This window comes from Amycolatopsis sp. NPDC043887, assembly GCF_056435665.1.
Genome location: NZ_JBWKEB010000008.1, coordinates 263,000 through 281,479, shown reverse-complemented (window position 1 = coordinate 281,479; position 18,480 = coordinate 263,000). Strand labels below are relative to the sequence as shown.

The 18,480-nt window shown below is 70.6% G+C and carries 20 protein-coding genes; 13 read left to right on the top strand and 7 right to left on the bottom strand.

The window, feature by feature from the left end; translation table 11 throughout:
• Positions 1 to 172: 172 nt before the first annotated feature.
• Positions 173 to 595: a hypothetical protein gene (locus AC069H_RS23060; protein ID WP_478233775.1), complete on the top strand. Its 423-nt coding sequence runs from the start codon at positions 173 to 175 to the stop codon at positions 593 to 595.
• Here the strand turns inward: AC069H_RS23060 and AC069H_RS23055 are convergent.
• Together AC069H_RS23055 and AC069H_RS23050 are read right to left on the bottom strand one after the other, a co-directional pair.
• Positions 592 to 1,611: a DNA polymerase domain-containing protein gene (locus tag AC069H_RS23055; RefSeq protein ID WP_478233774.1), complete on the bottom strand. Its 1,020-nt coding sequence runs from the start codon at positions 1,609 to 1,611 to the stop codon at positions 592 to 594. The genes AC069H_RS23060 and AC069H_RS23055 overlap by 4 nt on opposite strands.
• 19 nt (positions 1,612 to 1,630) lie before the next feature.
• Complete coding sequence (locus AC069H_RS23050; RefSeq protein ID WP_478233773.1) at positions 1,631 to 2,188, bottom strand: GNAT family N-acetyltransferase; 558 nt, start codon at positions 2,186 to 2,188, stop codon at positions 1,631 to 1,633.
• 24 nt (positions 2,189 to 2,212) lie between these two features.
• Here AC069H_RS23050 and AC069H_RS23045 point away from each other — a divergent pair, with 24 nt between their 5' ends.
• From AC069H_RS23045 to AC069H_RS23005, 9 genes are all read left to right on the top strand, one after another.
• Positions 2,213 to 2,899, top strand: coding sequence for a TVP38/TMEM64 family protein (locus AC069H_RS23045; protein WP_478233772.1), 687 nt, complete (start codon positions 2,213 to 2,215; stop codon positions 2,897 to 2,899).
• Positions 2,900 to 3,065: 166 nt separating this feature from the next.
• The gene (locus AC069H_RS23040; RefSeq protein WP_478227928.1) at positions 3,066 to 4,673 is read left to right on the top strand and encodes a serine/threonine-protein kinase; all 1,608 of its coding nucleotides are present in this window, start codon (positions 3,066 to 3,068) and stop codon (positions 4,671 to 4,673) included.
• Positions 4,674 to 4,750: 77 nt separating this feature from the next.
• Positions 4,751 to 5,056 (top strand): hypothetical protein, encoded by a 306-nt coding sequence (locus AC069H_RS23035; protein ID WP_410649339.1) that lies wholly within the window; start codon positions 4,751 to 4,753, stop codon positions 5,054 to 5,056.
• A 19-nt stretch (positions 5,057 to 5,075) separates the two neighbouring features.
• Entirely contained in the window at positions 5,076 to 5,498 is a 423-nt protein-coding gene (gene msrB / locus AC069H_RS23030) for a peptide-methionine (R)-S-oxide reductase MsrB (protein ID WP_007033524.1), read from the top strand.
• A 76-nt stretch (positions 5,499 to 5,574) separates the two neighbouring features.
• Complete coding sequence (locus AC069H_RS23025; RefSeq protein ID WP_478233771.1) at positions 5,575 to 6,309, top strand: TIGR04222 domain-containing membrane protein; 735 nt, start codon at positions 5,575 to 5,577, stop codon at positions 6,307 to 6,309.
• Positions 6,302 to 7,093 carry a TIGR04222 domain-containing membrane protein gene (locus AC069H_RS23020; RefSeq protein WP_478233770.1) on the top strand — a complete coding sequence of 264 codons (792 nt, stop codon included), beginning with the start codon at positions 6,302 to 6,304 and terminating at the stop codon, positions 7,091 to 7,093. Before AC069H_RS23025 ends, AC069H_RS23020 begins: the two co-directional genes overlap by 8 nt.
• Positions 7,094 to 7,173: 80 nt before the next feature.
• Positions 7,174 to 8,100, top strand: coding sequence for a TIGR04222 domain-containing membrane protein (locus AC069H_RS23015; RefSeq protein ID WP_478227863.1), 927 nt, complete (start codon positions 7,174 to 7,176; stop codon positions 8,098 to 8,100).
• Positions 8,090 to 8,905 carry an MbnB/TglH/ChrH family RiPP precursor modification enzyme gene (locus AC069H_RS23010; protein WP_478233769.1) on the top strand — a complete coding sequence of 272 codons (816 nt, stop codon included), beginning with the start codon at positions 8,090 to 8,092 and terminating at the stop codon, positions 8,903 to 8,905. Before AC069H_RS23015 ends, AC069H_RS23010 begins: the two co-directional genes overlap by 11 nt.
• Positions 8,902 to 9,258, top strand: a complete 357-nt coding sequence (locus AC069H_RS23005; protein ID WP_478233768.1) for an SCO6045 C-terminal-like domain-containing protein — start codon at positions 8,902 to 8,904, stop codon at positions 9,256 to 9,258. Before AC069H_RS23010 ends, AC069H_RS23005 begins: the two co-directional genes overlap by 4 nt.
• Before the next feature lie 17 nt (positions 9,259 to 9,275).
• Here the strand turns inward: AC069H_RS23005 and AC069H_RS23000 are convergent, their stop codons facing one another.
• From AC069H_RS23000 to hemE, 4 genes are read right to left on the bottom strand one after another with little or no spacing between them, the layout of a single operon-like run.
• On the bottom strand, positions 9,276 to 10,622 hold the full coding sequence (locus AC069H_RS23000; protein ID WP_478233767.1) for a CoA transferase: 1,347 nt from the start codon (positions 10,620 to 10,622) through the stop codon (positions 9,276 to 9,278).
• Entirely contained in the window at positions 10,622 to 11,314 is a 693-nt protein-coding gene (gene hemQ / locus AC069H_RS22995) for a hydrogen peroxide-dependent heme synthase (protein ID WP_478233766.1), read from the bottom strand. Before hemQ ends, AC069H_RS23000 begins: the two co-directional genes overlap by 1 nt.
• Before the next feature lie 25 nt (positions 11,315 to 11,339).
• Entirely contained in the window at positions 11,340 to 12,719 is a 1,380-nt protein-coding gene (gene hemG, locus AC069H_RS22990; RefSeq protein ID WP_478233765.1) for a protoporphyrinogen oxidase, read from the bottom strand.
• Entirely contained in the window at positions 12,716 to 13,786 is a 1,071-nt protein-coding gene (gene hemE, locus AC069H_RS22985) for a uroporphyrinogen decarboxylase (protein ID WP_478233764.1), read from the bottom strand. The genes hemG and hemE overlap by 4 nt, the downstream gene beginning before the upstream one ends.
• Before the next feature lie 88 nt (positions 13,787 to 13,874).
• Here hemE and AC069H_RS22980 point away from each other — a divergent pair, with 88 nt between their 5' ends.
• The 3 genes from AC069H_RS22980 to AC069H_RS22970 all read left to right on the top strand — a co-directional run bounded on the left by AC069H_RS22980 (position 13,875) and on the right by AC069H_RS22970 (position 17,697).
• A complete protein-coding gene (locus AC069H_RS22980) occupies positions 13,875 to 14,438 on the top strand; it encodes a DUF3000 domain-containing protein (RefSeq protein WP_478227857.1) in 564 nt (187 codons plus the stop codon).
• 1,208 nt (positions 14,439 to 15,646) lie between these two features.
• Positions 15,647 to 16,363 carry a response regulator transcription factor gene (locus AC069H_RS22975; protein WP_034318331.1) on the top strand — a complete coding sequence of 239 codons (717 nt, stop codon included), beginning with the start codon at positions 15,647 to 15,649 and terminating at the stop codon, positions 16,361 to 16,363.
• Between the two features lie 68 nt (positions 16,364 to 16,431).
• A complete protein-coding gene (locus AC069H_RS22970) occupies positions 16,432 to 17,697 on the top strand; it encodes an HRDC domain-containing protein (RefSeq protein ID WP_478233763.1) in 1,266 nt (421 codons plus the stop codon).
• Between the two features lie 7 nt (positions 17,698 to 17,704).
• On the opposite strand, the gene AC069H_RS22965 is transcribed toward AC069H_RS22970, so the two are convergent.
• Entirely contained in the window at positions 17,705 to 18,361 is a 657-nt protein-coding gene (locus tag AC069H_RS22965; RefSeq protein ID WP_478227855.1) for a TetR/AcrR family transcriptional regulator, read from the bottom strand.
• Positions 18,362 to 18,480 lie beyond the last annotated feature (119 nt).

Sequence of the window (18,480 nt, the reverse complement as noted above, 5' to 3'; positions counted from 1 at the left end):
GCTGAGTCCCACGCGTCACACAGTTTCGTATCGGTCACGGTCGGAGCGGTAACAGGTTTCTAGATCGACACGAAAGCGCAATCACTCCGCGAGCAAAACGAAGAAGAGGCCGATGCCGGGCGCGAATTTGTCACTAATACCGCACGCCTCGTCACGAAATGCGTTCCCCGTCGTGGCGGGCCTCGCCGTCGCGCTCACTTTGGGCGCGGGCGTCGGCGTGGTGGCGGCCACCCGGCCGGGTGAGCCCGGAGTCGCACCCGCCGCCCCGGCGACGGTGACCGTCACGGCGGAGGCCGCACCCGCGCCGACCGTGACCGTCCCGGCACCGCCGGTCACCTCGGGGCGGACGGCCATCGCTTCCCTCGCGGACCGGTTCGCCGACGGGACCTATCTGGTCGGCACGGACATCCGAGCGGGCTCGTACCGCTCCCCCGGACCGGCGGCGGGCGGAAACGGGCACTGCTACTGGGCGCGGCTCCGGCCCGAAGGCGCGTCGAAGATCGTGGCCGACCAACTGACCACGGGCGCCGCCCGGTTCACCACCCGCAAAGGCGAGTACGTCCAGGTCGCCGGGTGTGAGTTCACCCTGTCCTAAGTGTCGTCGCGCGCCTTGCTCGGCTGGACGCGCTTCGGCTCACCGGGCATTTTCGGGTAATCCGGCGGATACGGCATCTCGCCGACGCCGTGGTCGCGTTCGTCCCGCGCGTACCAGTCCAGCAGCGTCTCGATGCCGAACGCCTGCTCGTCCATCGGCGCGTGCAGGTCACCGCGCTCGTTGTAGAAGGCGCCCGCCGTGAGGACGTCGAAGTCGTCCGGGTCGACCTCGGTCAGCAGATCCCAGGTCAGCGGCGTCGACACCGTCGCCCGAGGGGTGCCGCGGACCGACCACGACGACGCCACCGTGCGATCGCGGGCCGCTTGGTTGTAGTCGATGAAGACCCGGCCACCACGCTCTTCCTTCCACCACGCGATGGTCGCCTTGGCCGGGATCCGGCGCTCGACCTCGCGGCCCAGCGCGATCACCGCGTGGCGGACGTCGACGAAGTCCCACTCCGGCCGGATCCGCACCAGGACGTGCACACCACGGCCGCCCGAGGTCTTCGGGTAACCGACCAGGCCCGCCGAGTCGAGGACCTCTCGCACCACGCCCGCGACCTCGACCGCGTCGGCGAAGCCCGCCTCGTCCGGCGGGTCCACGTCGATGCGGAGTTCATCGGGATGGTCGACGTCGGGCCGCCGCACCGGCCACGGGTGGAAGTCGAAGGTGCCCAGGTTCGCCGCCCAGGCGAACACGGCGGGCTCGGTCGGGCAGACCTCCTCGGCCGTCCGGCCGGACGGGAAGGTGATCTTCGCGGTCTCCACCCAGTCCGGGGCGCCCTTCGGCACGCGCTTGGCGTAGAACCACTCGCCCTCGACGCCGTCGACGTACCGCTTCAGCGTCGTCGGCCGCTCCCCGATCGCGCGCAGCAACGGCTCCCCGACCGCGACGTAATGCTCCACGACCTGACGCTTCGTGATCCCCCGGGCCGGGAAGTACACCTTGTCCGGGCTGGAAACCCGGACCTTGCGCTCGCCTGCCTCGACCTCGATCGGCTCACCGTTCTTGGGCATGCGCCCACCGTATCGCCGATCAGGGCCGGGGATCGGTCTTCAGGATTGCCATCGTGACGACGTCATGCCATTCGCCGTCCCACCACAGCGCTTCCCGCTGGAGCCCCTCACGGACGAACCCTGCCTTCTCGTAGACGCGCTGGGCCCGCGGGTTGTGGTCGAAGACCTCCAGCGAGACACGATGCAGGCCGACGACGTCGAACGCGTAGCCCAGCAGCAGCTCGGTCGCTTCGGTGCCATAGCCCTTGCCGAAGAACTCCGGGCCGTTCAGCGCGATGCGGAACGACGCGGAACGGTTGTCCTTGTCGACGTCGGTGAGCGCGAGGTCGCCGACGTGCGCGCGATCCTCCTTGCGGACGATCGCGTAGTCCGCGCGGTCGTCGAGCCCCGTCCGCCCGGCCAGCCAGGTCCGGATCTGCCCGGGGGTGAATCGGGTGTGCGTACCGGTCAGCCTCGTGGTTTCGGGCTCCTGCAAGGCCATCCACGCGGTCTCGAAGTAGGTCTCGTCGAGTTGGGTGAGCACGACGTTCTCGCCGGTGAGTTCGGGCTGGACGCGCAGCGCCTCGGTGTCGATCACAGCGGACACGGTACGGTTGACGTGGTGTCCGGCCGTACCAAATTAATCCTCGCGCTCACCGTGTTCGCCGTGTTCGTGGCGGCGGCGGTGCTGTTGCCGATCCCGAGTCCGGCCGGGCTGCGGACTTGGGCGGCCGAGACCGGTCCGGCCACCCCGTTGGTGTTCTTCCTGGCTTATTCGGTGCTGACCGTGGCGCCGATCCCGCGCACCGTGTTCAACCTGGCGGGCGGGCTGCTGCTCGGCGCCACGACGGGCATCCTCGTCGGCATCCTGGCGACCACGGTCGCGTCCGCGCTCTCGTTCGCTCTTTCGAGGGCACTCGGCCGCGATCTCGTCACCCGGCACCTGCACCGGGCGAAGGTCCGCGCGGTCAACGAGCGGCTTTCGGACGGCGGGGTCCTGGCGATCACCTCCTTACGGCTGATCCCGATGGTGCCGTTCGCTCCGTTCAGTTACCTGTGCGGAGTGTCATCGGTCCGTTTCGCCCCGTATCTGATCGGGACCGCGCTCGGCAGCCTGCCGGGGACGGTCGCGGTCGTCGTCCTCGGCGACGCGCTGACCGGGGAAACACCACCCGCCCTGCTGATCTGTTACGCCGTGTTCGCCGCGGCGGGGGCCATCGGGCTGGTCAAGGTTTTCCGGCGCGAAGCCCGGCCGGTGCCCGATCCGAGCGAGGAAGAAGAATTGCCCGCCTCCGCACCGGCGAGCTGACGGGGAGCCGAAACCGCCGCCCGCTACACTCGATCGAGTGCGCGGGACCTGTCAGGCCGCGCAGCGCCACCATCACCCGGAGAACGTGTCAGGAGCAGTCGCCATCGACACCGGTCAGCTGATCGCTGGGCACTATCGCCTGGTCGAGCAAATTGGTAGCGGTGCCATGGGGGTGGTCTGGCGTGCCATCGATGTCCGCCTCGAGCGCTCGGTGGCGGTCAAGCAGATCCTCCCGCAGCCGGGTGTCTCCGAGGCCGAACGCGACAACATGCGCCAGCGCGCCATGCGCGAGGCGAAGAACGCGGCCCGCTTCCAGCACCCGAACGCGATCGTGGTGTTCGACATAGCCGAGCACGGCGGCGATCCCTGTTTGGTGATGGAGTACCTGAACGGCCCGAGCCTCTCGGCGATCATCTCCGAGGAAGGCACGCTGCCGCTCGGGCGCGTCGCGAAGATCGGCGAGCAGGTCGCGTCGGCGCTGGTCGCCGCGCACCGCGCCGGGATCGTGCACCGCGACGTCAAACCCGGGAACATCCTGATCGACGAGTCCGGCACGGCGAAGATCACCGACTTCGGCATCTCGCGCGCGGCCGGCGACATGACGCTCACCCAGACCGGCCTGATCGGCGGCACCCCGGCGTATCTCGCGCCCGAGCTGGCGCGCGGCTCGGACCCGGTGCCCAGCTCCGACGTCTTCGCGCTCGGCGCGACGCTGTACCAGGCGATCGAGGGCCAGACCCCGTACGGGAACAGCTCGAACCAGCTGGCGCTGCTGTACGCGGCCGCGAACGGCCAGATCAACCCGCCGCAGCAGGCGGGTCCCGCGACGGCGCTGCTGATGAGCCTCCTGCGCACCGAGCCGACCGAGCGCCCGACCATGGCCGAGGCCCGTGAGCGCCTCGCCGCGCTGGCGGCGAACGAATCCGACGCGGGCACGGCGGCGTCGCCCCGGCTCTTCGGAGCGGGCGGCGGCAGACAGCCGGCCGTGCCCGACACCCCGGGACACGGCCTTCCGGGCGGAGACCGGCCGCCGTGGCAGCGGACCGACAAACCGGCCCAGTCCACCGCGGCGGCTCCGCCGCAGCCCACCAAGACCCACCCGCCGACGGCCGCCTTCATCCCGATGCGCTCGCCGTCCGCACCGCCGAACACGCCGCCGCGCCCGGTCGCCGCGATGAGCCCGCCGCCGTCCGCGGCCGCCCCGATGCGGCCGTCGCCGGCCAAGCAGCCCGACGCCAAACGCAAGGCCGTCCTGTTCGCGGGCGCCGGTGCCGCCGTCGTGGTGATCGCCGTGATCGTGTTCCTGATCCTGAACTCGAGCAACGGGGGCGATACCCCGGGTGGGAACAACGCCGGGGCGAACCCGCAGCCCGGCACCTCGGCGCCCAAGTCGAGCGGCTCCAAGAGCAGCGCACCCTCGTCTTCCGCGTCGTCGAGCGGCGGCAAGATCGAGTACCGGCCCGCGGGGGAACGCGTTGTTGACTTTTACAGCAAGGCAGGCACGCCGGAAGGCTGGGCGATGCTCACTCCGGACGCCCAGGCCGTCTATGGCGACCAGGGGAAGTACCAGGAGTACTGGGCGACGAAGCAGCTGAGCAGCTACAAGGGTGCCAATGCCAACAAAGGCAACAACGCCGACGGCTCGGTCGACATCACCATCAACCTCACGTTCAAATCCGGCGGCTCCGAGGCGAAGACCGTCCGCGTCATCGACGATGGTGGCGGTCAGCTGCTGATCGCCGGGGATACCCGCAGCGCGCAGGGCAACTACTAGCAATCGGTGCGTGGCGGTGGTGAGACCCGCCTCGCTGGTGGTAGGCCAATCGCCGCTCGTGGCTTACTGTTGCCGGTATGGCCGATAGCGGACCTTTCGGGCCTGGCCAGAATCCTCGCTTCCAGGAGGATCTGGTAGGCCTCGACCCGTACGATCCCGAAGCCCGTGCCTTCGCCGAGCATCTGGACCGCATCGAACGCTGCGGCCCGAACTTCACCGTGGAAGCCTGCCTCGACGGCGTCTCCGACTTCGCCGACTCCAGCAACCGGCTCGGTGGTCTGCGCTGGTGGATTTCGGCGCTGGTCGTGATCCTCATCGTGCTCGGCGTGATGGTCACCGCATGGGACATCATCGGCCGGGCCATCGCGTGGCTCGCGGGGTAACGTGGAACCGGTGAAAGGCATGAAACCCGTTGTCGGAGCCACGCCGCGCGTGGTCAAGTCCGAGCAGGAATGGCGGGAGCAGCTCAGCCCCGACGAGTACGCCGTGCTCCGCCAGGCGGGCACCGAGCGCCCCTTCACCGGGGAGTACACCGACACCAAGACCACCGGTGTCTACCAGTGCCGAGCCTGTGGTGCCGAACTGTTCCGCAGCGACACGAAATTCGAAAGCCATTGCGGCTGGCCGTCCTTCTACGACCCGGCCGACACCGACGCCGTCCTCCTCCGTGAGGACACCACGATGGGGATGCGCCGGATCGAGGTGCTGTGCAAGTCGTGTCACAGCCACCTCGGGCACGTCTTCGAAGGCGAGGGCTACGCCACCCCGACGGATCAGCGGTACTGCATCAACTCGATCTCGTTGAAGCTCGTTCCCGAGTCGTAACCGACCGAAGCGAACCACCGCCCTCTTCGACGCGTTCACGAGGAACAGGAACAGCGTCGGGGAGGGCGGTGTTTTCATGAACGAACCCTGGGGAATCTCCGGACCGGCTTCCGCGTGGCTCTACGGAGTCTGTGCCGTACTGCCGGTCGTGCTCGCCGTGGCGCACGAACGGTGGCTGCGTCGTGACACCGGGGCCAGGGCGGTGCCCGGCCTCTATCCGCTGGCCGCGCTGGCGGACGGCGCGGATCGGGTCACCGACCCCGCCGTCGCCAGGATGGCCCGGCACGAGGCCGTCCGGGAACTGCGTGCCGATCTGGAGCGGCGGGGCCTGCTCGTTCCCGAAACCCGTCGCCGGAGGGGCTGGCAGTACGCGATCGCCGCGTACGTGGCCGTCTTCGCGCTGGGGATCGCGAGGCCGGCGAACGCCGTACCGCCGAAGCGGCCGGCCGGCGCCCTCGTCGTCCTGGTCATCGTCGTGGCAGGTGCGATCGGCCTGGTCGTGTGGCGGCAACGGCCGGACCGCACGGGCCGGGCGACGGCCGCGGGTGGCCTGGCACTCCACCACGGCGACTGGGACCGCGGCCTGGGGCGCACCACGGCCGGGCAGGTGGCCCTCCACGGGTTGCGGGCCTTCCCCGACCAGGTCGTCGCGGCCACGTTGACCAAGACCGGCGGCACGAAGGCCGGCGTGTTCGCCCGCACGGCGAGCACCTGCGGCGGTGGCGCACCGTACGCCGTAGGTTCGTCGTGCGGCGGTGGAGCGTCGTCCTGCTGCGGAGGTTCTTCCTGTGGTGGTGGTTGCGGTGGCTGAACAGATCGTGGTCGTGCTCGGGGTGCTTCCACTCCTCGTGGCGCTGGCGGGTACCCGATGGCTGCGGAATCGACCTCACGGCGGGGAACCGTTACGGACGATCCATCAGGTCGCCTACCTCGCCGGCGGCCCCGACCGGGTCACGGACACGGCCGTCGCGGCCGCTCTCGAACGGCAGGTGGTCCGCCTCGACAAGGCCGGCGTCCTGCGCCGGTCTTCCGCCCGGCCCGCCGATCCGTTCGCGTTCGCGGTGTCCGAGGCGCTGCCGAAGGCGGGGATCGGGAGGGTGCACGGTCCGCTGCGCGCGTCGGAACCGATGCGCTCGCTGCGGGCGGAACTGCTCGCCGACGGACTGGCCTTGCCGGAAGGCCGGCTGCACCTCGTCTGGCGTGCGGCCCTTCTCACGCAACTCGTGCTCGTCGTGCTGGGAATGGCGATGCTTCTCCGGGCCGTCGTGGTCACCGGGCAGGCCGCGCTGCTCGCCGGGATCTCGCTGATCGTCGCGACGACGGCTTTCGCCGTCACCCTCCGCCTCGGTCGGGCACACCGCGAGACGTGGACGACGAAAGCGGGCGAGCTGGCGCTTTCCCTGGCGCGCGAGGACCCAGGGCTCGTCACCGGAGTGACGGGCGCGGTGGCGCTGGGCGGCCTCGCCGCGCATCCGGATCGACGGCTCACGCGGAACCTGCTCCTTACGCCATCTCGCGCCCGCGACCGAACCGCGGTCACCGCCTGCGGCTCCTATGACGGTCCAACGACCGTCGTGGACGATTCGCCCGGCTGATCGACTGGTTCGCGGAACCACGACCGAACGGAAAAGCGTCCGACTACGGTAAGCCCACCTGCTCGTGAAAGGCCCGTGCGATGGAAGACACCTGGGGTATCCCCGGACCCACGTTCCTGGCGATCTATGGCGCCCTGCTGGTGTTCCCGCTGGCCGTCGGTCTCGTGTGGACGATCGCGGTCAAACTCGGTGCCAAGGCACCGCGCGCCACCGTGACCGGACCTGAGCCGACGGTGTACGAACTCGCCTATCTCGCCGGCGGCCCGGACCGGGTGGTCGACACGGCCATCGCGACGCTGGTCGACCGCGGGACCTTGCGGGTCAGCAGTTCGAAGCAGCTCCAGCTCACCGGTCCCGAGCCCGCCGACCCGATCGAAAAGGCCGTCGCCAAGGGCGCGCGGCCGGGTCACAACGCCACGACCCGCGGCATCCGTGACCGGTTGCGGCTGTCGGGTCCGATGCAGGCGCTCGCCAAGGGGCTGGAGGAGCGAGGACTGGTGGTCGTGGACCGGTCGCCCCGGATCCGCCAGGTCGTGTTCTTCCTGTACCTCGCCGTCCTGGTCCTCGGCGTGGTGCGCCTGATCGCCGGGATCGCCGGCGACCGCCCGGTCGGATTCCTGATCCCGCTGCTGATCTCGGCAGTGTTCGCGACGGTGATCTCCCGTGCGCTCAAGAACAAGCGGCCGGGCCCGCGTCCGACCAGCGAGGGCGCCCGGGTCCTCCACAAGGCCAGGTCCGCTCACGGACGGGAGCGCAAACGCGGCATCCCGAACGGACCGGGATACGTCGGCGGCGCGGTGCTGGGCGGCGCCGCGGCGGCGGTCGCGTTCGGTGGTCTCGCCTCCTACCCCGACGAGGAGCTGAGCGCGGCCCTGATCCCGCCGCCGGTCTCCGGTGGTTTCGGCGGCGGTTCGTCCGGCGGCGGCTCCTCGTGCAGCAGCAGTGGCGGAAGCTCGTGCAGCGGCGGCGGCAGTTCCTGCGGAGGAGGCGGCGGCTGTGGTGGTTGACGGGCCGGGCAAGCTCGGGATCGGCATCGGCTGGCGGCACGAGCTCGACCTTTCGATCGCGCGGCTGCCCGGCGTCGACTGGGTCGAGGTCGTCGCCGAGAACCTGCACCCCGGGCATCTGCCGGAGACCCTGGTCGCTTTGCGCGACAAGGGAATGCCGGTTCTGCCGCACGCGGTGTCGCTGTCGCTGGGCGGGGCCGAGCCGCTGGACACCGCGCGCGTCGAGCATCTCGCGGAGGTCGCTCGCGAGCTCGGCGCGCCGATGGCCAGCGACCACGTGTGCTTCGTGCGCGCGGGCGGCCTCGACTCGGGCCATCTGATGCCGCTTCCCCGCACCCGGGAAGCGCTCGACGTGCTGGTGGACAACGTCAAACTCGCCCAGTCCATCGTGGAGGCCCCGTTCGCGCTGGAGAACATCGCGGCGGTGCTGGAATGGCCGGACGCGGAGTTCACCGAGTCGGAGTTCCTGCGAGAGCTCACCGACCGGACCGGCTGCCTGCTGATCATCGACGTCGCCAACCTGTACGCCAACGCCCGCAACCTCGGCACCGATCCCGTGCGGTTCCTCGACGAGATCCCGTGGGAGCGGCTGGCGTACACGCATATGGCGGGCGGTGTCGAACGCGACGGCGTCTACCACGACACGCACGCTCATCCGGTGGTCCCGGAGGTGCTGGATCTGCTGCGCGAACTGCGGCGCCGCACCGAGCCGCCGGGTGTCCTGCTGGAGCGCGACGACGACTACCCGTCCGACACGGAACTGGCGGCCGAGCTGGCCGCGCTGCGGGAAGCGGTCTCGCCGTGACGTCGCCCCGGGAGCGGCTCGCCTCCCAGCAGGCCGAGCTGCTCAAGGCGCTCCTCGCGGGAGGCGACGCACCGGCGGGCTTCGACGCGGACAGGCTCCGTATCGAGGCGAACGTCTTGCGGAACAAGCAGAGCAGGCTGGTCACCTACTTGCGCCCGGATCTCGCCGAGGCCCTCGGCGACCGGTTCGCCGCGCTGTTCCGCGAGTACGTGACGAGCCATCCGAAGACCGACGCGATCCGCGCGCGGGCCTACGCGGACGCTTTCGGCGCTTGGCTCGTTGACCGCGGCGAGGTACCCAAGCCCCGGGGCCGTTTCACGAGCTGGCTACGCCTACGCCTACGCCGCGTTTAGTCCTCTGAATGCGGGTTTCACCAGACCGGGCGGTCGCTTCCGGGCACGTGCGTCGCTTCCGTCCACTGTGGATTCGAGCCCGGCAGCGTGCCCGCCATCTTGACCCTGGTGACCCGGCCGAGCTGGCTGTCGACCTCTTCGAGCCATTCGCCGCCGTCGAAGCCGGTGGGCCCGGATTCCTTGCGCCCCAAAGAGTTCAGCCACTCCCCGGTCCCGGCGAGCGAGGTCCGGACATGCCGGCTGCCCCCCTCGGTGGCCGCACGGCGGACGGCGGTCATGATCGCCGCCGCGGTGAGCCAGCCGGTCGCGTGGTCGAGCGCCTGCACCGGAAGCGGTCCCGGGCCGTCGAGCCCGGCCGTCTTGCCGCCCTCGTCGGCGATCCCCGACGCCATCTGCACCAGGCTGTCGAACCCGCGCCTGCGCGCCCAAGGCCCTTCCCAGCCGTAGGCCGACAGGTCCGCGACGACGATGCCCGGCCGGAGCTCGGCGATCGCTTCCGGCGAGAAACCCTTGGCCACCAGCGATCCCGGCCGGAAACCCTGCAGAACGACGTCCGCGCGGGCGATCAGCTTGCGCAGCCGCGAGCGCCCGGCTTCGGTCTCCAGGTCGACGTACGCCGAGAGCTTGCCCATCCCGGTGTCGACGGCCAGCGGCGGCACGGTCGGCAGCTGGGCCGACCCGATGTGCATGACGGTGGCGCCGTGCGCGGCGAGCACGCGGCCCGCGACCGGTCCGGCGATGACGTGGGTCAGGTCCAGGATCCGCACCCCGCCCAGCGGCCGGTCGGACTCGAACAGCCGCACCGGTTCCGACGGTCCGAGCGGCCGGATCTCGGCGACCGGCAGCGCCGACGCCGCCTGCCCTTGCTTGTGCGCCAGCCACTCGTCGCGAGAGCGCAGCACGGCGGCCGCGCCGCCGGCGCCGATCACCGCCGACTCGACCTCGTACTTCGACTTGGCCGCGACGACCTTCTCGAACGCCGCCCGGGTCGCGGGCACGCCCAGGCCCCAGCACACGGCGGAGACGTGACGCGGGTAGTTGCAGTGCAGCCGCACCCAGCCGTCGTTCGCCCGGTAGTCGCCGGACAGCGGCGCGCTGAACGGCACCGGTTCCCCGTCGACGCGGATGTACTGCTCACTGTGGAACGACGCGGCGGCGTGCCGGGTGTCGACCGAGACCTTGCCCGGCTCGATTCCCCGCAGCCGCAACAGTTCCCCGGCGGCCAGCGTCGCCGCGGCGATACTCGTCGCCGCCGCCTCCTCGACCCGGAAGGTGCCGGGCAGCACCGACTCGGGGCCGGTGATCTCGACGGCGTCTTCGGCGAGGGTGTCGCCGGTGAGCGTGGTCCAGACGCGGGTGTCCACTAGGGCAGCAGGGCGATCAGCTCGGCGGGGGCCACCTTCGTCCCGGTGTAGAACGGGATCTCCTCGCGCACGTGGAGCCGCGCCTCGGTGCCGCGCAGATGCCGCATCAGGTCGACGATGCGGTGCAACTCGTCGGCCTCGAAGGCGAGGATCCACTCGTAGTCGCCCAGTGCGAACGACGCGACCGTGTTGGCGCGGACGTCCGGGTAGTCGCGGGCCTCCTTGCCGTGGTCGGCGAGCATCTTGCGGCGCTCGTCGTCCGGCAGCAGGTACCACTCGTAGGAGCGCACGAACGGGTAGACGCAGATGAACTTGCGGGCCTCTTCGCCGGCGAGGAACGCCGGGATGTGGCTCTTGTTGAACTCCGCCGGGCGGTGCAGCGCGACCTGGCTCCACACCGGCGCCGACGCGCGGCCGAGCGGCGTGTGCCGGAAGCCGCTGTACGCCGCCTGGACCTGCTCGATCTCCTCGGCGTGCCACCAGATCATGTAGTCGGCGTCGGCGCGCAGCCCCGAAAGGTCGTAGACACCGCGGACGACGACGCCCTTCGTCTCCAGCGCGTCGAGGTACTCGGTGGTCTCCGCGGTCGCCTTCGCGCGGTCTTCGCCGAGCTTGCCCTGCTCGGCCCGGAAGACCGACCAGGCGGTGTAGCGGATGGTGTCATTGAGCTCGTTGTAGTTCAGCCGCGCCATACCGCCATCTTGGCACTGCCGGTGCTCAAGAGCCCTCGTGGGTCGGTGTGATCCCGGCGATGCGGCGGGCGGCCGCGTCGGCGGTGGCGATGCAGGCCGGGATCCCGACGCCGTGCAGCGTCGCGCCCGCCACGGCGAGGCCAGGGACGCCGGCGACGGCACGTTCGATCCGCTCGACGCGTACGAGGTGCCCGGTGCCGTACTGCGGGAGCCCGCCGCCCCATCGGGTCACGAGGGTGTCGATCGGCTCGGCGGTGACACCGGTCAGCCGGGCCAGGTCGTCACGGATCACGCGCACGAGTTCGTCGTCGTCGGCGTGCAGCGCGCCCGGTTCGCCGAAGCGGCCGACCGAGCCACGCACCAGCACCGGGCCTTCGCCGTACTGCGCCCACTTGCGGGAGGAGAAGGTGAACGCCTTGGCGGCGAACGGCCTTTCGGCAGCGTCCCGCTCCCCGGCGCCGATCAGGACCCCGGACGACTCCGGCAGCGCGGTTCCCGGCGGGAGCGCGAGCGCGACCACCGCCATCGACGCGAGTTCGACCTTGGCGAACACCGACGAGGCCACTCCTGCGACACCGTCGAGCAGCCGCCGCGCCGAAGGCGCCGGGACGGCGAGAAGGACGGCGTCGGCGTCGAGGTCATCGACCCTCCAGCCGTCGGCGGTGCGCTCGAGCGCCGTCACGGTGGTTCCGGTGCGGACCTCGGCGCGGGCCAGCTCCGCGAGCCGCACGATCAGCGTTCCGAGGCCGCCCAGCAGGGTGCCGAAGACCGGCGCCGTACTCGGTGAGGCGGGCATGAGCGAGGCGGCGCCTTCGGTGAGCGAGCGCGCGCCGCGATCGATCGCGGACGCGAGACCGGGCATGGTCGCGCGCAGGCCGAGCCCGTCCGCTCCCCCGGCGTAGACCCCGCCGAGCAGCGGGTCGACGAGCCGGTCCACGAGTTCGTCGCCGAACCGCTCGCGCAGCAACGGGCCGAGCGGCACGTCACCGGCGGGCAGTTCCAGCGGAGACAGCGACGCCTCGGCCTCGACCAGGGCGCGCCCCTTCTCCGACAGCACCCCCGCGACCGCGTCGGCCGAGGCCGGAACACCCATGACCGTGCCCGGCGGCAGACCGAGCACGGAGCCGCCGGCGTGGATCTTGGCGCGGGCCTTGGTGGGATGGACGAGGCTTTCGCCCAGCCCGACCTCGCGGACCAGGGCGAGCGCTTCGGGGCGGCGGGCGAGGAAGGCCTCCGCTCCGACGTCGTAGCGCTCACCGGCGAGTTCCACCGTGCGGAGCTTCCCGCCGAGCGACTCCGTCGCCTCGAAGACGACGATCCGGGCGTCTTCACCGAGCAGCGTCCGCAGCCGGTACGCCGCGGTCAGTCCCGAGATACCGCCACCGACGACGGCGATGGTGCTCATTGAAGCTCGTGCACCAGCCCGACCACGCGCGTCAGCACGTCCGGGTCGACGCCGGGCAGCACGCCGTGGCCGAGGTTGAAGATGTGGCCGTCGGCCGCGCGGCCCTCGGCGTGGATGCGCCGGACCTCGGCTTCGAGCACCGGCCACGACGCGTGCAGCAGCGCCGGGTCGAGGTTGCCCTGGACCACACCGCCGCCGAGCCGCCGGACCGCTTCGTCGAGCGGGATCCGCCAGTCGACGCCGACCACGTCGGCACCCGCGTCGCGCATGGCCACCAGCAGCTCGCCGGTGCCGACGCCGAAGTGGATCCGGGGTACGCCGTAGCCCGCGACCGCGGACAGGACCTTCGCCGAATGCGGCAGGACGAACTCGCGGTAGTCCCGCTCCGAGAGCGCGCCCGCCCACGAGTCGAACAGCTGGATCGCGTCGGCCCCGGCGTCGAGCTGCGCGGAGAGGAAGGTGATCGCCATGTCCGCGAGACGCCCGGCCAGCTCGTGCCACAGCTCCGGCTCGGAGTGCATGAGCGCCTTGGTGTGCTCGTGGTTGCGGCTCGGCCCGCCCTCGATGAGGTAGGACGCCAGGGTGAACGGCGCGCCCGCGAACCCGATCAGCGGCGTCTCGCCCAGCGACCCGACCAGCAGCCGGACCCCTTCGGCGACCCGCTCCACCTGCTCCGGTTCCAGCACCGGCAGCGCCCGCACACCCGCGGCGTCGCGGATCGGCTCGGCGACGACCGGGCCGGTGCCCGCGACGATGTCGATGTCGAGGCCCGCCGCCTTGAGCGGGACGACGATGTCGCTGAAGAGGATGGCCGCGTCGACGCCATGGCGGCGGATCGGCTGGAGCGTGATCTCGGCGAGCATCTCGGGGTCGAAGCAGGCGTCGAACATCGAGGTGCCCTCACGCAGCGCCCGGTACTCGGGCAGCGACCGGCCTGCCTGGCGCATGAACCACACGGGGGTATGGGCCGGGCGTTCGCCGCGCGCGGCGGCCAGGAACGGCGCACCGGGCAGGGCGCGACGGGCCACTGGGACGGTCTGCGCGGGAGAAGCGACTGAAGGAGACATCACGGTTCATGGTGCCATGGGCGCTCGGAGGCCTTACTCTCGGCGCGCCTGCGCCCCGAACCGGACGATCGCGTCTTACAGTCGGTTGGTGACCGCGATGACGTCAGCACCCGATCTCTTCCGTGAAGCCGTCGCGGCGTTGCAATCGGTCCGGCCCCGCCCCGAAGTGCAGCTGGAGACGATGCGCCCGCCGCAGCGGCTGGCGCCGTGGTCCTACGCGGTGAGCTGCGAAGTGGAAGGGCCGGCGGACGTGCTGGCGTCGGGACGGCTGGTGCTGCTGCACGATCCGGAGGGCCAGGAAGGCTGGGACGGGGTCCTGCGGCTGGTCATGTACGTGCGCGCGGAACTCGACCGGGAACTGGCGACCGATCCCTTCCTGCCCGCGGTGGGCTGGTCGTGGCTGACCGACGCGCTGGAGACCTCCGGCGCGGAGTGGACGGCGCTGGGCGGCACCGTCACCGAGACGTCGTCGGCCCGCTTCGGCGACATTTCCGGGCCCGCGCGCACCGACGATCTGGAACTCCGGGCGTCCTGGACGCCGACGGACGCGGCACTGCGGCCGCACGGGCAGGCGTTCTGCCAGGTGATGGCGAGCGTCGTGGGGCTGCCGCCGGTCGGCGTGACCCTCTTCGAGCAGCGTCAGTCCTCCTGAGCCGCTTCGCGCGGGCGCCGCGCTCGGATCGTTAGAGGCCGGGGCTTAGTAGCACCACCAGCCACAACGACAGCGCGTGAAGGCCCCCTTCCCTCGGCTCAGCCGAGGAAACTCGGACTTCATCCCTTCCTCAGTACTAGACGGACCTCTTCCTTGCGCCTAAGTACAGGAAGGGGCCTTCATGCACTGGGACCTCCTGATATCAGGCAAGACACGCCGCAGGACCCGCGAGAGGGCTCTCCAGAACGCCCCGGATCACCCAGGAGCCCCCGTCGCGCCGGTGCTCCCGAACCCGGCGGCAAGTCCGTGAAGGCCTCCTTGAGGGATCCAGAGTCCCTCAAGGAGGCCTTCACGGACTTGCGACACCCTCGGCACCGGTCCCGACACGCCGGATCCCAGCAATCGAGACATAGCATTTGGGTTATTTTGCAATTTCCGGCCACCTAGCGGCGCTAGGAAAGCTAGCGGTACTAAAGGTCCCTTGCTTCCACCCGTGGATCCGTGAAGGCCTCCTTCACTACCCTCAAGGTAGGCAAGGAGGCCTTCACGGACAGCCGCGACGCCCGCGGAGCCGCGCGAAGCGCGCGAGGACGCCTCGACTGCTCCGCCTGCGGGCCCCTCAGAGCGTCTGTACGCCACCAAGCCGCGCTTCGGGGCCATCTGGACTGGACCAGCTCCGACCAGCGCGGAGCCGGTCACTCAGAGGTCTAGACCACCCCGTTCGTGCTAACCCGGCCGTCACCGTCCGCAACAAGATCAAAACCGATCGCGAGCACCCCGAGACGCTTCCGGAGCGTTACCATCATCGTCACCGAGCGAAGCGATCATGGTGCTCCGCGAAGTTGATCAAGCCCCATGCCGGAGGCGGTTTCCGGCCCCCGCCGCACCGCCCGCCGAGGCGCCCTGGCAGAGGCACCGGCAAGTGCACGGCCCATCTGCACAGTCGGTCGAGCCCCGGTAACTCAAGTCCATCGTGTTCTTTCGGCGATGTGTTAGCCACCGGCTGTGTACTAGCCCGATCGTGTTACGACGAACTCCCTGAGTGACTACTCGTTTGAGATAGATACCCATTCGATCCCCCCGCGAAGGCCTCAGGGCGGCTACAGTGCCATCGACGACACCACTTTCGGTCTAAAGCTGGCGCGGCTAAACGGCCGAAAGTCCCGGTGCCGGTCGGGGGGCACGACCGACTCCAGGGAGGTAGTGACGTGGCTACCGTCGGCATTTCTCAGGCCGTCCGATCCACGCCAGCCGGTTCATTGCCGGCGAGCATGGTTCCGCACCCGCGGGAAGAGCTTTTTTCCGTGTTGGTGGTCGATGACCACCCGCTGTTGAGGGAGGCAATCTCAGCAAGACTCGCACAGATGGGTGCGGGCACCGTCCACGAGGCCGCCACGGTGGCCGAGGCGAGGGCGCGAGCACAGGCCACCGGGCCTTGTGACCTGGCGATCCTCGATCTCGGACTGCCGGATGGCAGCGGCATCGAGCTGGTTACGGAACTCCGTAGCCACGGCTGGCCTCGAGTAGTGGTGCTCGCTTCATCAGACGACCCGTACGCGGTCAGGTCGGCGTTCCAGGCCGGCGCCCAGGCATACCTGCTCAAGTCGGCATCGCCGGTCGTAGTGACCGACGGCGTCCGCAGGGTGCTCGAGGGCGGCGTCTACGCGGACCCGAGCGTCGCACCGGTCCTGGCCACCGGCACCCGGGTCGCCGGCACCGACAACACCCCGCGCGAGCTTTCGGCGCGCGAGGTCGAGGTGCTGCAGCTCGTGGCCGACGGCCAGAGCAACAAGGAGATCGGCGAGGAACTCAGCCTCTCCGCTCTCACGGTGAAGTCTCACCTCTCCCGCATCGGGCGCAAGCTCGGCACGGGTGACCGGGCTCAGATGGTGGCACTGGCCATGCGTGCCGGCGTGATCCGCTGACAAAGGCGAACAGCCCTGCGGGGCGGGCGGACCAGGCGCGGCCCGCTCGTCCCGTAGGGTCTTCACCTATGGAAGGCGACCGACCCGGAGAACCGCAGACGGACCCGAAGACCGGCACCGACGACACCGGTGGACCGGTCCTCCTGCGCGAGCCCGCCGAGGGCACTCCACCGGTGATCGCCGACGCGACCGCCCTCGTCGAAGCCTGCGCGAAGATCGCGGGCGGCAGCGGGGCCATCGCCGTGGACACCGAACGCGCGTCCGGCTACCGATACTGGCCGAAGGCCTACCTCGTGCAGCTGCGCCGTGAAGGTGCCGGTTCCTTCCTCATCGACCCCATTCCGCTCGAAGGGCAGCTCGAACCCCTCGCGGAAGTGCTCAACAACGCCGAATGGGTGCTGCACGCGGCCTCTCAGGACCTGCCGTGCCTCGCCGAACTCGACCTGCACCCGAAGAGCCTCTTCGACACCGAACTCGCCGGACGGCTCGCCGGGTACGAACGCGTCGCCCTCGGCACCCTCGTCGAACTCCTCCTCGGCTACCAGCTGGAGAAGGGCCACAGCGCCGCCGACTGGTCGAAGCGCCCGCTTCCCGTCGATTGGCTGAACTACGCCGCACTCGACGTCGAGCTGCTCCTCGAGCTGAGAGAGAAGCTCGAAGCCGACTTGGCCGACCAGGGCAAGCTCGAATGGGCCCAGCAGGAATTCGAGGCCGTCCGCACCGCGCCGCCGCCGGCCCCTCGGGCCGAGCCGTGGCGCCGGACGTCCGGCGTGCACAAGATCCGCAACGCCCGCGGCCTCGCCGCCGTGCGCGAACTGTGGCAGGCGCGGGACGAACTCGCCCGCAAACGCGACCGCGCGCCGAGCCGGATCCTGCCCGACAGCGCGATCATCAACGCCGTCACAGCGGACCCGAAGACCGTCGACCAGCTGCAGGCGCTGCCGGTGTTCAGCGGCCGGGTCCAGCGCAAGTACACCGCGAGCTGGCTGCGGCATCTGCAGGCCGCCCGCGCGCTCCCCGCCGACGAGCTGCCGACCCCCGCGCAGCAGACCGACGGACCGCCGCCGGTGAACCGGTGGTCGGACAAGGATCCCGACGCCGCCGCCCGGCTTTCGGCGGCCCGCGCGGCGCTGTCCGCGATCGCGGAGGACCGGCGGCTCCCGGTGGAGAACCTGCTGCTGCCGGAGCTGGTGCGGCGCACCTGCTGGCGTCCGCCCGCGGACCTGAGCGAGGACTCGGTCGCCCAGGTCCTCCGCGACGGCGGTGCCCGGCCTTGGCAGGTCGAGCTGACGGTGGCGGTGCTGAGCAAGGCGCTCCACGCCACCCCCGCCTGACCCGGCTTCAGCCCTCCAGCAGCGCCCGCGCGGCTCCGCGCAGCGCGGCGTCCGGTTCCCCGAGACCGGCGAGCCTCAGCACGCCGTCGGCCCCTTCGACGGCGTGCGCCTCGACGTCCACGTCCGGCTGGTCACGCCGGACGATCGCGATGCTCTCGACGAGCCCGAACACGAGATCGGTCCGGATGCCGCGAAGGTCTCCGGCGACGCCGGCCGCCGCGACGAGCGAGCCGTAAACGCGTTTGAGCTCCGCCCGCTCGGCCCGGAATCGCGCCAGCCGCGGCGACGAGATCTCCGGCAGCAAGTACAGGGCGCCCAGGTTGTGCCGCGCGCTGCCGAGCAAGTGGATGTCCGCGTAGGCCAGCGCCCACAGCCGCGCGCCGATCGGCGCGAGCTTGGCCGAAAGACCGCCCGCGACGTCCAGTGACGGCCGGACGGTGTCCTCCAGCAGCGCCGCGAGAATGTCCTCTTTGGACGGAAAGTGGTAGTAGAGCGACGCCTGGCGCAGTCCGGCGCGTTCGGCGATGGCCCGCGTGGTCGTCGCCGCGTACCCGGCGCCGGTGAACAGCTCCCCCGCCGCGTCCAAGACGGCGAACCGCGCCTCCCGTTTGCTCGCGGCGGCGCCGCTGGCTCTCGGCCTGCCCACCCCGGTCGTTTTCGTCATCTATCCGATCCTGCCATTTCTCCGCGAAGATCTTTGTTACGTCCGGCGGTCGGCCCAGGTTACCGAATCCGGTATCTGTTAACACCGCGCTTACCCGGCGGAGATCGGAAGGATCCCGC

Coding starts and splice junctions, on each gene's coding strand:
- AC069H_RS22970 (WP_478233763.1), top strand. CDS start 16,432: ATGGAAGGCGACCGACCCGGAGAACCGCAGACGGACCCGAAGACCGGC.
- AC069H_RS22965 (WP_478227855.1), bottom strand. CDS start 18,361: ATGACGAAAACGACCGGGGTGGGCAGGCCGAGAGCCAGCGGCGCCGCC.
- hemG (WP_478233765.1), bottom strand. CDS start 12,719: ATGAGCACCATCGCCGTCGTCGGTGGCGGTATCTCGGGACTGACCGCG.
- hemE (WP_478233764.1), bottom strand. CDS start 13,786: ATGTCTCCTTCAGTCGCTTCTCCCGCGCAGACCGTCCCAGTGGCCCGT.
- AC069H_RS23025 (WP_478233771.1), top strand. CDS start 5,575: ATGAACGAACCCTGGGGAATCTCCGGACCGGCTTCCGCGTGGCTCTAC.
- AC069H_RS23035 (WP_410649339.1), top strand. CDS start 4,751: ATGGCCGATAGCGGACCTTTCGGGCCTGGCCAGAATCCTCGCTTCCAG.
- AC069H_RS23040 (WP_478227928.1), top strand. CDS start 3,066: ATGGGGGTGGTCTGGCGTGCCATCGATGTCCGCCTCGAGCGCTCGGTG.
- AC069H_RS23015 (WP_478227863.1), top strand. CDS start 7,174: ATGGAAGACACCTGGGGTATCCCCGGACCCACGTTCCTGGCGATCTAT.
- msrB (WP_007033524.1), top strand. CDS start 5,076: ATGAAACCCGTTGTCGGAGCCACGCCGCGCGTGGTCAAGTCCGAGCAG.
- AC069H_RS23055 (WP_478233774.1), bottom strand. CDS start 1,611: ATGCCCAAGAACGGTGAGCCGATCGAGGTCGAGGCAGGCGAGCGCAAG.
- hemQ (WP_478233766.1), bottom strand. CDS start 11,314: ATGGCGCGGCTGAACTACAACGAGCTCAATGACACCATCCGCTACACC.